Below are 13,370 nucleotides of genomic sequence, written 5' to 3' on the forward strand. Positions count from 1 at the left end.
CCTTTCATTTCAAATTAGAATTTTTTACGTTTACGAGCTGCTTCTGATTTACGTTTACGTTTTACAGAAGGTTTTTCATAGAATTCACGTTTGCGTGTTTCTTGAAGAGTACCAGCTTTAGTAACCGCACGTTTGAAACGACGAAGTGCATCGTCAAGAGATTCATTCTTACGTACTACTGTTTTAGACATTTTTTTCACTCCCTTCAAGTTCAAGATCTATTCCATTTTACACGCAAAATGAATATTTGTCAAGGGAAAACTAAGTTTTTTTATTTTTCATAATGACTAATAATATAGTCCACCATCTCCTCCATATCTGCTTCAGATAAAGGTAATTCCCAGTTTGTTGTTTCCATTTTAAGAAAATCATCACTGACTTTCAGTTCATTATCTGGTTTTCCATCTTTATCATCTGATTCCTCATCTTTTTCAAATATGATACCTATTCTATCATATAAGACATGAAGATTATGACTATTTGGATCAATATCAAAAGACTGTAAAGAGATTAGTACATCATTCCCTTTATATGACAAATCAATATACATGTGATTTGATAAATCATACGGTTTAGATAAAGTACCTCCTGATGAGTAATTTGGTTTTCCACTTCCTCCACTTGTCTGTACAAATGATATATCCTCACCTTTATTTAACTCATTTTTATTTATATCTGTTTTTTTAAAAAATATTAAGTTTCCATCATTATTTTTCTTATTTAAGAGGAAGTCTATTATCTTCTTTTTCTCTTCTAGCCTAACGTTCTTATACGCTTCTTTTACTTTTAGAAATTCTTCTTTATTCATGTGGTCCCCTAACGTAATGTTGAAGTTTTATATGTCTAAAACCACTCACTCCAAAGAGCAAGTGGTTCGTGTAATTTTTATTTTTCAAGTAAGCTGAGCGCTTCTGCATCAGCGATAATAGTCACGTCAGGGTGGTTTTGTAGGCTACTTGCTGGTAGACTTTCAGTCACTGGACCAGACACTGTTCCAGCAATGGCTTCTGCTTTAGACTCACCGTAAGCAAAGAGAATAATTGACTTGGCATCCAAGATGTTTTTAATTCCCATTGAAATGGCTTGGGTTGGGACGTCTTCAATCTTGTCAAAGAAGCGAGCATTGGCTTCGATAGTAGACTGGTCAAGTTCTACTAGATGCGTTTGACTGTCAAATGGAGTGCCAGGCTCATTAAAGCCGATATGTCCATTGCGACCAATCCCCAAGATTTGCAAATCAACAGGATGGTCAGCTAAAATTTGATTGTAGCGTTCTACTTCTTCTTCAGCATTATCCTTAACACCACGTGGCAAGAAACTTTCTTTAAATGGTTTTTGGTTAAACAGGTTTTCTTGCATGAAGTAACGGTAAGATTGTGGATTGTCCCCATCAAGCCCTACATACTCATCAAGGTTCACACTGGTTAGATTTGAAAAATCAAGGTCACTCTCAACGATTTCTTTGTAAAACTCAAGTGGACTACTTCCTGTCGCAAGTCCCAATGTTTGAGCGCCATTGGCTAATTTTTCCTTCAAAATCTCAAAAGCAACTTTTCCACCTTCGACTTGGTTTTCAACTTTAATAACTTTCATCTTTTCATCCTCCATTTTAATCTATATTTATTATATGGTATAGACCAATTTTTGTCAAGTGAAAACGATTTAATTTTTAAAAAAAGAGCGCCCAAACTTGAAACATGTTATAATGGATAGGATTAGAACTTAGAAAGAATGATGAAAAAATGAATACTGCTGATTTTGATTTCCACTTGCCTGAGGAATTGATTGCCCAAACGCCCCTTGAAAAACGAGATGCCTCCAAACTCCTTATCGTTAATCGTGAAACGGGAGAAATGCAGGATAAACACTTCCACTCTATTATTGATATGTTGGAACCAGGTGATGCCCTTGTCATGAACGACACTCGCGTTCTCCCTGCCCGCCTTTATGGTCAAAAAGAGGAGACCGGAGGGCACGTGGAGCTTCTCCTGCTCAAAAATACTGCCGGTGATGAGTGGGAAGTCCTCGCTAAACCTGCCAAACGCCTCAAGGTCGGTACTCGTGTCAGCTTTGGTGATGGTCGCCTCAGCGCTGTCGTTACAGAAGAATTGACCCATGGGGGCCGCATTGTCCGTTTTGAATACCAAGGAATTTTCCTAGAAGTTTTGGAAAGCCTGGGTGAAATGCCACTACCACCTTATATCCATGAAAAATTGGATGACCGTGAACGTTATCAAACGGTCTACGCTAAAGAGAGTGGCTCTGCTGCTGCACCGACTGCTGGATTGCACTTCACCAAAGAACTACTAGCAGAAATCCAAGCCAAAGGTGTTCATCTAGTCTATCTCACTCTTCACGTCGGACTCGGAACCTTTAGACCTGTCTCTGTTGACAATCTGGACGAACATGAAATGCACTCGGAGTTCTACCAACTTTCTGAGGAAGCAGCTGCCACCCTTCGCTCAGTCAAGGAAAATGGAGGTCGCGTCATCGCTGTTGGAACCACTTCTATCCGCACACTGGAAACCATCGGTTCCAAGTTTAATGGGCAAATCCAAGCAGATTCTGGTTGGACCAATATCTTTATCAAACCAGGCTACGACTGGAAGGTTGTGGATGCTTTTTCAACCAACTTCCACCTACCAAAATCAACTCTGGTCATGTTGGTTTCTGCCTTTGCCGGTCGTGACTTAGTCCTAGATGCCTATCACCATGCTATCCAAGAACATTACCGCTTCTTCAGTTTTGGAGATGCCATGTTTATCTATTAAGAAAATCCCTATTAGGAAACCTAATAGGGATTTTTCTAATTATTCCATACCAAACTTTGGATCTTTCAAACTCTGAACACTGGCATTGATAACTGCTCCGATAATCAAAATCTTTGCAATAAGAATAAACCAGAACATCATGACCACCACGATAATGGAACTGAAAAATCGAACATCAACCAGATGATTGACATAACTATTGACGTAGACAGAAAAGATGTTCAATAAAAAGATAAGAGTTAGCAAGACAAAGACACTTCCTGGTAAAACATAGCGGATTCGTGGTGCTTTTACTTTTGGAAGGAAGTAGTAGATCATAACTAAAATGGCAAAGATCAAGGCATAGACCAGAGGACCTGTAAAGTCTTGCAGGTAGGAAAATAGCGGACTGTCTGATTGCCAGTAAGTTTTGAGGAGGTTGAGCAACATACGACCAAACATACTCAAAAATAAGGCCAAGGCAAAAAGGATCTGCAAGCCAAAACTAACAAGTAGACTCATCAACTGATGGGAGATAATTCCTCGACTCTTGGTCACCCCATAGGCTTTATTAAAGGCTTTTTGGAGGAAATCCATTGATTTCGAAAAGGTCCAGAGTGCAGATAAAACGGCAAAACTCAGCAAACCAGTTGATGGTTGAGTCAGAACTTCTCGGACAATCTTGGCAACCACATCATACACCGTATCAGGCAAGAATTCCTTAATCGTCAGTAAGAAATTTGAGACCGGAATCTGAAAATAAGGCAAGATATTGACCATTATCATTAGCAAAGGAAAGATTGAAATCAACCAATAGTAGGCAACCGCAACACTGGTCAACTCACTATCAGATGCTTGATAATAATGCAAAAAAGCTTTCAATAAGGGCCTGTCCATCAGCTCATTCCACCACTTTTTCATGTTCCATCCTCCGTCATTTTCTTCATCATCTAAGTTCTTCTGATTAAATCTAGCATATCATAAGGTAAAGTATTTGCGGCCTCTTTCAGAGAATAATTTTCTAAATTATTCACATTTTGGCGTAGTTTTTTGGCATACTTGGCTGTTATCAGTTTAGCTTCTTCGTATTCAAAGATTGCCTTACGTTCGAGATAGTAGCCTCGTAGCATTTCATCGATATTGTTTGGTTTGATGCGATTGATAACCCGCTCAACAAAGGCACCACTTCCGATAATAGCCGTCTCGCGTAGACGAGACTCTTGCATAAAGCTAATCAGAGAACTCTTGTAAACCCCCTTGAGGTTTTCCAAACTCTCGATAATCAGCTCTGTATTTTCCAAATACAACTCTGAAATCTGATCATAGTCAACTGCTAGTAGTTTACGAGATTCTTCATTTATCCAACTACGGAAAGTTTTGCCAAAGGTAAACATTTCATGGAGTAGAAAGCGCAGTATCCGTAAAGAAACTAGGAAGTAATAAGTCACTCTGGAAGCGAAATTCCGATTGATACTCTGCTCCATGTTTTTTAGGTAACGTTGGTAAACTCGATAGCCACGCTCACTGATTCTATTTTCTTCATAGGCTTGCTCCAAACCGTCACTCTCAATACTCAAGATAAGAAGCTTTAGGGACTCCCAGTCCTCTTGGACTCTCTTATTTTCCAGACTAAGGATGAGATTTTCAATTCGACCATGATAATTATCAATAGCTGCATAAAGAGGAAGTTTGTTTTTGTGATGGTCCAGTTCTTTTTCTAATTCTGCAGCTACATCATTCAAAATCGCAATATGCATCAAATGATCCTTGCTTTCCTCTTGTTCTTCAGATAAGTGAGGGAGAACCAATAAACCTGTTAGAAAGCTCAATAGTGTAACGCCTGCTACAAGGAAGAGTAAGAGAGGGTATTCCTGCTCCAAATGACTTGGTATGAGGAGAATGGTCGCGATAGATACTGTTCCTTTGACACCAGAGAAGGTCAAAAGAAGCATATCTTTCGTGTACTTATTAATTTTTTTCTTAAGTCGACGCGTCCTCACAAAGTAAAAACCAGCAATCATGACAAAGCGGATCGCAAAGAGTAAGAAGGTCAGAACGACAACTGAAAGCAGTAAAAGAAGGGGATTGTAGAGAGAATTAGACAAGATCGGCTCTGCTATCAACTCTAATTCCATTCCCAAGAGAACAAAGACTGATCCATTTAGCATAAAGGTCACGGTGTGCCAAACGGTCTCCGTCACGGTGTCTACCTGAGCCTCAAGGAGCGTAATTTTCTTAAAACGACTGGCCTTCAAAATACCTGCAACCACTACTGCGATAATCCCTGAAACATGAAACTCTTCTGCGATGAAAAAGGTCATGAGTGGCAAACTTAGCTCTAGCAATAGTTCACTAGCTATATCTATCGCTCGCACACTCAGTAAAAAGCTATGCAAGAAACGATTGACCATAGCCGTCACAAAACCAACTACAAAACCACCAAGGATAGAAAGTGCTAGGGAAGTTCCAGCTTGGCTGAGAGAAAACGTTCCTGTTGTCCAAGCAGCAAGAGCCATCTGAAAGGCAACCAAACCAGAAGCATCATTTAAGAGTCCTTCCCCTTTTAGGATATTAGAAACCCGTTTGGGAAAACGAAAACGTTCAGAAAGAGATGCGAAGGCAACCAAATCTGTTGGCCCAAGTGCCGCTCCAACTGCTAAACAGGCAGCCAAAGGAAGAGTCATCCAAAGGAAGTGAGCCATGCCTCCCAAGCTTAAGGTCGAGATAAAAATCACAGGAAAAATCAGAAAGACGACAATCCGCCAATGCTTCAAAATGGACGTAATATCCGCTTCTTCTGCCTCTCGGAAAAGTAAGGGACCAATAACCATGGCTAGAAACAGCTCTGTATTGAGATGAAAGTCCGCATCGGGAACAAATAAACCAATCCCAATCCCCAAAAGAATTTGTACAAGAGGAAGGGGCAAAAAAGGGAGAAGTTTATTAGTCGTGGTTGAAATGATTAAGACAAATAAAAATAGAATCAAGTAAATGAGTAATTCCACACAATTCCTCCTTAATCTTTTTTACAACAAGATTCAAAAATCTCCTTTTGCTCTTGGATTTTCTGATCAATCTTAGAACAGTCTTTGTGCTCAATTTTTTTCTGGCATCGTTCCATTTCAAGAGCCACTAATTTTTTCTTGATTTTAAGCATTTTCTTGCTCATATGTGCTTCATCGAGCACCCCGACTGCTCGCTCGTGATGCGTTGACTCGACAAAATTTTGGCGCATTGCCTCAAGCTTCTCACGAAGGTATTGTTTATCCATGTCTATACCTTTCTAATTTTTCAATCATAACTAAAAACGGTGGATTATTAACTTGGTTGAGAGTCCGATAAATGGCAACTGTATACTCTTGTTGGTTCAACTGGCTAACAAAATCCAATACAGCATCCCTCTCGGTGTCTCCTCCTTCATGACCATAGTAGATCATGATAGCAATCCGTCCCCCTTTGACAAGCAAATGACACAGATTTTCTAATGCTTCGATAGTAGTCTGAGGTTGAGTGATGACGGATTTGTCAGCAGAAGGTAAATAACCAAGATTAAAAATCCCTGCCTTAGCTTCTGTCACAAACTGGTCTAGTGTCTCATGACCTTTCAAGATTAACTGGGCATTTTTCATTCCAGCCTGATCCAAACGCTCTTGCGTCTTCTCCAAAGCCTGCTCCTGAATATCAAAGGCATAGACTTGCTTGGCTAGCTTGGCTAGAAAAAGGGTATCATGCCCATTACCCATGGTCGCATCCACAACAATATCCTCTTTTGTCACGACTTCAGCTAAAAAATCATGCGCCATCTCAAGTGGTCTTTTCATTTTCAAACTCCTGTTTTACAGCCTTACAGCCCTGAACACTTCCTCGGCGTCTCATTTCAGTTTCAATAGCATTTAGCACTTCCCATTTATTGAGGCTCCACATAGGGCCAATCAGCATATCTCTCGGTGCATCTCCTGTAATTCGATGGATGACGATATGCTTGGGAATGATTTCTAGTTGGTCACAAATGACCTTGACATACTCATCCTGACTCATCAGTTGCAAGCGTCCTTCGTGGTAATCTCGCTGCATCCGTGTATTGGTCATGAGGTGAAGCAAGTGCAGTTTAATTCCTTGAATATCATTATCCGTAACACAGCGACGGACATTTTCGACCATCATCTCATGAGTCTCACCAGGCAAACCATTGATCAAATGGGAAACAATCTCAATTTTGGGATATTTCCTCAAGCGTTTTACTGTTTCAACATACAATTCATAAGAATGGGCACGGTTAATCAGGTCAGAGGTTGCTTCAAAGGTTGTCTGTAAGCCCAATTCTACAGTCACATGCATGCGTTCCGATAACTCAGCCAAATATTCGATGGTTTCATCGGGTAAACAGTCTGGTCGTGTTCCGATATTAATCCCTACTACACCTGGCTCGTTGATAGCCTGCTCGTATCGCTCCCGAATCACTTCCACCTTTTCATGGGTGTTGGTAAAGTTTTGAAAATAAACCAGATACTTTTTAACTTCTGGCCACTTGCGGTGCATAAAGTCAATTTCCTTATAAAATTGCTCACGGATAGGGGCATCCGGTGCCACGATGGCATCTCCAGAACCTGAAACCGTACAAAAAGTACAACCACCGTGAGCTACAGTTCCATCCCGATTTGGACAGTCAAATCCCGCATCAATAGGAACTTTGAAAGTCTTTTCTCCAAAAAGTTTTCGATAATAATCATTCAAGGTATTATAAGATTTCATAACTTTCATTATAACAAAAAACACCTACAATCTCAAAAGCCTGACTTTCCAACAAATTCCCTTGTTTCTCATTTCCTTTAGCGTTTTTTTATGATACAATATGGGTATGATTTTAATGAAAATAGCATCTATTTTATTATTGATATTAACCTTGGTGGTTTGCTTTATTGTCACCAAGCTTTTCGGACTTAGGAAAATAGGATTTAATTTCGCGGATCTAGCTTTTCCACTTTTGGTATTCGAGTACTATCTGATTACTGCTAAAGCTTTTACCCACAACTTTCTACCGCGACTTGGAGTCGCACTTTCTCTCCTAGCAATCCTCCTTGTAGTCTTTTTCCTTGTCAAAAAACGAAGTTTTTATTACCCTAAATTCATCAAGTTTTTCTGGAGAGCTGGTTTTCTCCTTACCTTAATCATCTACATAGCAATGATTGTCGAATTGATGATGCTCCCATAAAAAACATTCCCTCAGACAGCTGTCTAAGGGAATATTTTTATCTTCATACTTACTTTCTAAGCTCTACCAAGATACTTTTTCTTATTTCCTAAATGTCAAGGCGTAGAATTTGCCATCCCAAAGAAGTTTCATTTCCTTTTCCTTAACTTCGCTTGGAACAGCATTCTCAATTTCACTCAAATCAACAGTAGCATCTTTAAAATAATCCTTACTAAAATGATTTTTCTTATATTGCTGATCCACATAGTCAGCCGTCTCATCTGCGATTAAAATTTTGGTTCCTGGCTTCGCCACTCGTAGCATTTCCTGCATAGCCTTGGCCTTATCATTGAAAAAATTGATTCCGCCAATATGGTAGACAATGTCAAAACTATTATTCGCAAAGGGTAGATCCTCCGCGCAAGCATGGAAAAGTTGCAAATTAGTCTTTTTAGCGCAAGATTTCTGGCATTTTTCTAGCATACTGATAGAAATATCTACCCCTACAAAGTCTAAACTTTTCAGGTCAATTGTCTCAGGAATATAACGGAGGTCTTGACCAGTCCCAATAGAGACATAAAGTACAGATAAATTATCTTTCCATTCTATTTCCTCCATCAGATCCCTTCTCAACTTATCAATCGCCTTGCCGTGGAGAAGTGGTCCTATCCATTTCTCACTCATATCGTACCAGCGAGCCATACGGTTATACATGGTCATGTATTTAGCATTATCTCCAGATAGATAAGCTGGATTAAGAGACAGATAGATATCCCCATCTTTTTGAAAATTTTCTACCTCCAAACCTGGCTTCAATTTATCTTGTAATCTTGTTTCAATCATATGTAACATCTCCTTTTTTATTTGTCACCTATTATAGAGGATTTCGTAGCGAAAACAATAGCTTTTCAGTAAGTGGCAACTATCCACTTGTATCCGGTAGTAGAACCAGGGTCAGTTACAAAAAAACAAGTGTCAATTTCTATTGACACTTGTTTCTACTTTTAAAACGTGATGCAAATTTAGTAAAAGATACCGTTTAAAAAATTTAATCTTCTTTTTTGCGTCTTGCCAAGAATCCTGTTCCCAATCCAAGAAGGGAGATTCCACCTACTAGAGCTGCTTGGTTAGACTCGCTTCCTGTATTAGGTAATTCCCCACCTTTTTTAGGCTTACCTGGTTCATTTGGTTTGCCAGGTGTTGGTTTTTCAGGAGTGTGCGTATTTGTAATGTTGTAACCTTCTACTGAAGCTATATAACCATCTGGAACATTCACTTCTTCAACAGTGTAGGTAATCTCCTTACCTTCTTGATAACGATCAAGACCTGTAAATTCATAAGTCCAGCCACTTGTCTCTGACACTGTAGCTGTCTGACCAGTTTCCTTACCATCTGCAAGAAGTTTTACTGTGATAGATGCTGGACGGATACCGTCTTTGTTCTCTTCATCTTTCCAGATCTTATGACCTTTTACAGCTGTTTTTTCTGGAGTATGTTCGTTGGTAATGGTGTACTTGCCATCCTTGTCTGTAGTGATGGTTGCTTTGTATTCTGTCATAGCAGTTTCTTTGACAGTATACTTGATTTCCTTACCATTCTCATACTTAGGAAGTTTTTTAGATTCGAACTTCCAGCCAGTTTTTTCTGAAACTTCAATTTCTTGAACAACTTTTTCGCCGTTAAGAATTTGAACTTTCACAGATGTTGTACGTTTGCCGTCTTGGTTGTTGTTATCTTTCCACACCTTAGTTCCTGAAAGGATGACTGTATCTGGATTGTGAGTGTTAGTAACTACTTGACCAGTTACAGAGGCTTTATAACCAGCTGGTACATCCACTTCCTTGATAGAATAGGTGATTTCTTTTCCAGCTTCGTATTGTGGAAGATTGGTGAAGGATGCTACCCAAGTATTATCATCAGTCTTCTCCTTAGCTGTTAAGGTCAATTTCTTACCTTCAACGGCTACTGGATCTGCGTTTCCTACTTTTTTATAAAGTTGAACCGTTACGGACTCAGGACGTTTACCGTCTTGGTTATTAGCGTCATTCCATACTTTTGTTACCTTGTAGTCGATTTCTTTAGGAGCATATTTGTTTGTGATGGTAAAGTCTGTAATAGTTGATTCGTATTCGGCTACGGCTTCTTCTGTTACAGTGTACTTGATTTCTTTACCAGCTTTATATTTTGCTAATTTTTCGAATGTAGCAGTCCAAGTTCCGTCTGCAGCTGCCTGGATCTCTTTCGATGCTACTTTCTCACCGTCTGCTAAAAGATTGATTGTAATCTTAGTTGGACGTTTACCGTCTTGGTTGTTTGCGTCATCCCAGTTCTTAGTTGCTTTTACATCAACTGTTTCTGGTGAATAGCTATTTGTGATAGTGAATCCTGATGCAGCGTCACCAGTAACCTTAGAAGTGTAACCAGCAACAGTTACTTCTACTACCGTGTACTGGATAGGTGTGCCGCCTTTATCAGCATCAAGGTCTTTGAAGCTTCCAGCCCAACCGTTCGCTTCAGTCAATGTAAGTGTCTTACCTGTATCTTGACCATCTGCAAGCAATTTAACTGTGACAGAAGTTGGACGTTTGCCATCTTGGTTGTTCTCGTCCTTCCATACTTTCTTCACAGGAACTTCCGTTTTTGCTGGAGTGTAAGTATTCTCGAAAGCTTTTTCATCATCGTAAGAAACAGTTGCTTCAAGTGCACCTTTGCCCTTATCTACTACAGTAACTGTAGCCGTGACAGTTTTAGTGTCGTACTTGATGCTTGTATCACTGCCAGCTTTTTCAGCAATTTTAAAGGTATAAGTCCCTGCTTTGTCGAATTCCAATTCTGAGAAAGCAATGTTTCCGTCTTTGTCATTCTTCACAGTTTCTTTCACCTTACCATCTTGGTCTGTTAAAGTGAATTCAAACTCTTCAGCCTTCAACTCACGACCCGTAAGTTTTTTATTAGCCTTAATCTTAACTTTAGCTTTGCTACGTTTATTTGTAACTGTTTTGATAGCTCCATCTTGCCCAACAGTCATCTCAAATGGAGTAGGATTCAACTCATATCCCTCAGGAGCCTCAATCTCGGTTACCGTAAAGTTCCCTTTCTTGATATCACTCTCTGAGTAAATAGATGATTCAGCAATTCCGTCATCATTTGTCGTTACAATTTCTTCTTTAGCCGTAGCTCCTGCCGGAGGAGTAATCTTAAATTTTGCTCCTTTTAGACGGTCATGAGTCAGCTCGTCGACCTTGTAAAGAATGATACGGTAACCTGTTTCTAACTGAATTGTACCGCCAGAAGCAACGACTGAGTTTCCGATTTGCTTAACGACTGTCTTATTACTATAGTCGTCATATGTTAGAATCTGGTCATCACCCTTCATTTCAGCATTGTTTTGGACTTGCGTGCCATCAGCTGGAGCACTTGTTTTATAATTAATTCGAAATGCTGCTGGTTTCCCGTTCTTCGCAAGAATTGAAGATGCATTGTTAATTGTTAAAGTAAATTCTGTGTAAGAATCATTCCATTTTACTTGGTAATCCTTACCAGCTTCTAAAACCACCTCATCTTTAAAGTAATAAGATTTATCGTACCAACCTGCCGTAACTTTAAATGTTTCAGGAATCATCTGCATCGGTGAGGCATTTGGGTCAACCCAGTCATGAATTTCAATTTTGTTATAGGCAGCTTGTTTAGGATTAGCTCGAACATACCAACTGTGTAAATATTGTCCACTCTTATTTAGAGCACTAGATGTCCAATCCTCTTTGTAAATCAGACCATGATACTTACTGAAATTAGCACGTCCAATTCCTTCAGAATAATCAGAGGCTTCCCCTTTTTTGACCTTAATTTGATGGGTAATTTCATTTATAGTTTCCGTCTTATCAAAACGGAGCGTTTCATTGCTTAATTCATTTTTAGAACTAAAACCAACAAAGAAATTTCCTTTAACGTTTTGGACTTGATAGCCACCTTTTTTCTCAAGATAGGTTTTCAGATTTTTTAATGTAATAGTCGCCTTACCACCATTATTATCCCCGTTTGATACAATTTGAGTTTCTCCGATAACGAGATCTGTTTCCTTATCTTTTAAATCAAAAGTTTCATGTCTAACAGTTAAAGGGCTCGGAACAGTAAAGGTAAAGGTATCACCGTCCTCCAATTTGCCATCATAGGCACTCAAATCATAATCCACTGAGAACTTATAGTTTGAGTAGTCATGGTGCTCTGGAGAAAGGTTATAAATTCCATTTTCATCCGGACTTATAAATTTACCATTATCAACTTCCCAAATTCCAATATTACTGATAACGTTCTTCAGTTCCTTTGCTTGAACTGAATTTGGAGCAAAGATTATCCCTAGCAAACAGGCCAGAGAAGTTAGGATGGGTAACCAAAATTTCTTGTTCTTCATAATCTTCCTTTCTAAATTACCGAAAACATTAAAACGACAAACTATGATTATAAAATCTCAACACTCATCTCCTTTCGAATTCGTTGAAATCCATGAGGGTTATTGAATAAGTTACATCATATTAACATGTTTCATAACTATATGTGAGTGCAATATTTATCATATTTGTTCTATTTTTAATATAGAAACCTCCTTTAGTTTCATTATAAAACAAAATTAACTTTTTTTGTAATATTATGAGGTTATTGCCTTTTGAAAATATTGACACAGTGTAAAATTACTGCCATAAAAATTAATTCTTTCATCACACTGAAGTTTCTTTAAGTTTAGTGTTCACATACGAACAACTTCTCTTTTAAACAAACAGAAAGAAACATCACACAAAACATTCCATTTATTTATAAGTTTGATGCACCTTAATAATTATCCAAACTATTTTATATAAGTAAAAATCAGAAGAGATTTAGCAATAGTCATACACCATACTGGTAAATAGTTTAATTTAGCATATTTCATTATTCTGAACCATAAAAAAAGACCAGGGAGTTATCCCTGATCTTTCTTTAATCTACTTATTGGCTACTAAATGAGATTAGTCTTCTTTTCTTCGTTTAGTTGCTACAAGACCTGCACCTAAAGCTAGAAGAGCTAAACCTGCTGCTAATGCAGCTTGTCCAGATTCGCTTCCAGTGTTTGGTAGGTTAGGATTTTCTGGTTCAGTTTGGTCCGTTACTACTAACTTACCATCCTTAAACTCAACCTGATTTCCACTAGCATTTACCACTGTTACAGTTCCGTCGTAGTTAACTTGGAATGTAATATCTGTTACTGCTAAGTATCCAGTTGGAGCGGCTTCTTCATGGAAAGTATATACTCCTGGAGTCAAATCAAGTACATGTGATTGATTGGCTTTTGAAGTCCATTCAGCCACAGGACTACCTGCAACTTTTTCTCCACGGAAAATTTGGATTTTTGCACCCGCGATTTCTTCACCCGCTAGATTTACCTTGCTGAAGGT

General features: G+C 38.8%; 13 protein-coding genes. 2 read left to right on the forward strand and 11 right to left on the reverse strand.

What is annotated here, in order from left to right; all coding sequences use genetic code 11:
• Positions 1-14 precede the first annotated feature (14 nt).
• From rpsU to O3622_RS09390, 3 genes are all read right to left on the reverse strand, one after another.
• The gene (gene rpsU / locus O3622_RS09380; RefSeq protein ID WP_000048054.1) at positions 15-191 is read right to left on the reverse strand and encodes a 30S ribosomal protein S21; all 177 of its coding nucleotides are present in this window, start codon (positions 189-191) and stop codon (positions 15-17) included.
• Between the two features lie 80 nt (positions 192-271).
• Positions 272-808: a hypothetical protein gene (locus tag O3622_RS09385; RefSeq protein WP_371607386.1), complete on the reverse strand. Its 537-nt coding sequence runs from the start codon at positions 806-808 to the stop codon at positions 272-274.
• Between the two features lie 77 nt (positions 809-885).
• A complete protein-coding gene (locus tag O3622_RS09390) occupies positions 886-1,593 on the reverse strand; it encodes a glucosamine-6-phosphate deaminase (RefSeq protein ID WP_000864609.1) in 708 nt (235 codons plus the stop codon).
• Between the two features lie 149 nt (positions 1,594-1,742).
• On the opposite strand from O3622_RS09390, the gene queA reads away from it, so the two are divergent.
• The gene (gene queA / locus O3622_RS09395) at positions 1,743-2,771 is read left to right on the forward strand and encodes a tRNA preQ1(34) S-adenosylmethionine ribosyltransferase-isomerase QueA (protein WP_371607387.1); all 1,029 of its coding nucleotides are present in this window, start codon (positions 1,743-1,745) and stop codon (positions 2,769-2,771) included.
• A gap of 39 nt (positions 2,772-2,810) precedes the next feature.
• Here the strand turns inward: queA and O3622_RS09400 are convergent, their stop codons facing one another.
• The 5 genes from O3622_RS09400 to O3622_RS09420 are packed head-to-tail and all read right to left on the reverse strand — an operon-like array spanning position 2,811 to position 7,511.
• Positions 2,811-3,671, reverse strand: a complete 861-nt coding sequence (locus tag O3622_RS09400) for a YihY/virulence factor BrkB family protein (protein WP_049479143.1) — start codon at positions 3,669-3,671, stop codon at positions 2,811-2,813.
• Between the two features lie 29 nt (positions 3,672-3,700).
• Positions 3,701-5,755 carry a sodium:proton antiporter gene (locus O3622_RS09405; RefSeq protein ID WP_049479142.1) on the reverse strand — a complete coding sequence of 685 codons (2,055 nt, stop codon included), beginning with the start codon at positions 5,753-5,755 and terminating at the stop codon, positions 3,701-3,703.
• Positions 5,756-5,766: 11 nt separating this feature from the next.
• Entirely contained in the window at positions 5,767-6,021 is a 255-nt protein-coding gene (locus tag O3622_RS09410; RefSeq protein WP_000361094.1) for a hypothetical protein, read from the reverse strand.
• Entirely contained in the window at positions 6,014-6,571 is a 558-nt protein-coding gene (locus O3622_RS09415) for a class I SAM-dependent methyltransferase (protein ID WP_000828420.1), read from the reverse strand. Before O3622_RS09415 ends, O3622_RS09410 begins: the two co-directional genes overlap by 8 nt.
• A complete protein-coding gene (locus O3622_RS09420; protein WP_000867033.1) occupies positions 6,555-7,511 on the reverse strand; it encodes a TIGR01212 family radical SAM protein in 957 nt (318 codons plus the stop codon). The genes O3622_RS09415 and O3622_RS09420 overlap by 17 nt, the downstream gene beginning before the upstream one ends.
• A gap of 91 nt (positions 7,512-7,602) precedes the next feature.
• Between O3622_RS09420 and O3622_RS09425 the strand changes: the two genes are divergently transcribed.
• Positions 7,603-7,962 carry a DUF3397 domain-containing protein gene (locus O3622_RS09425; protein WP_000525394.1) on the forward strand — a complete coding sequence of 120 codons (360 nt, stop codon included), beginning with the start codon at positions 7,603-7,605 and terminating at the stop codon, positions 7,960-7,962.
• Positions 7,963-8,043: 81 nt separating this feature from the next.
• Here the strand turns inward: O3622_RS09425 and O3622_RS09430 are convergent, their stop codons facing one another.
• The 3 genes from O3622_RS09430 to O3622_RS09440 all read right to left on the reverse strand — a co-directional run.
• Positions 8,044-8,784 carry a class I SAM-dependent methyltransferase gene (locus O3622_RS09430; RefSeq protein WP_247924246.1) on the reverse strand — a complete coding sequence of 247 codons (741 nt, stop codon included), beginning with the start codon at positions 8,782-8,784 and terminating at the stop codon, positions 8,044-8,046.
• Between the two features lie 205 nt (positions 8,785-8,989).
• On the reverse strand, positions 8,990-12,352 hold the full coding sequence (locus O3622_RS09435; RefSeq protein ID WP_371607388.1) for a Cna B-type domain-containing protein: 3,363 nt from the start codon (positions 12,350-12,352) through the stop codon (positions 8,990-8,992).
• Positions 12,353-12,944: 592 nt separating this feature from the next.
• On the reverse strand, positions 12,945-13,370 hold a 426-nt coding region (locus O3622_RS09440), incomplete at its 5' end, for a prealbumin-like fold domain-containing protein (protein ID WP_371607389.1).

This window comes from Streptococcus sp. 27098_8_51, from assembly GCF_041432205.1.
Lineage (GTDB): Bacteria > Bacillota > Bacilli > Lactobacillales > Streptococcaceae > Streptococcus.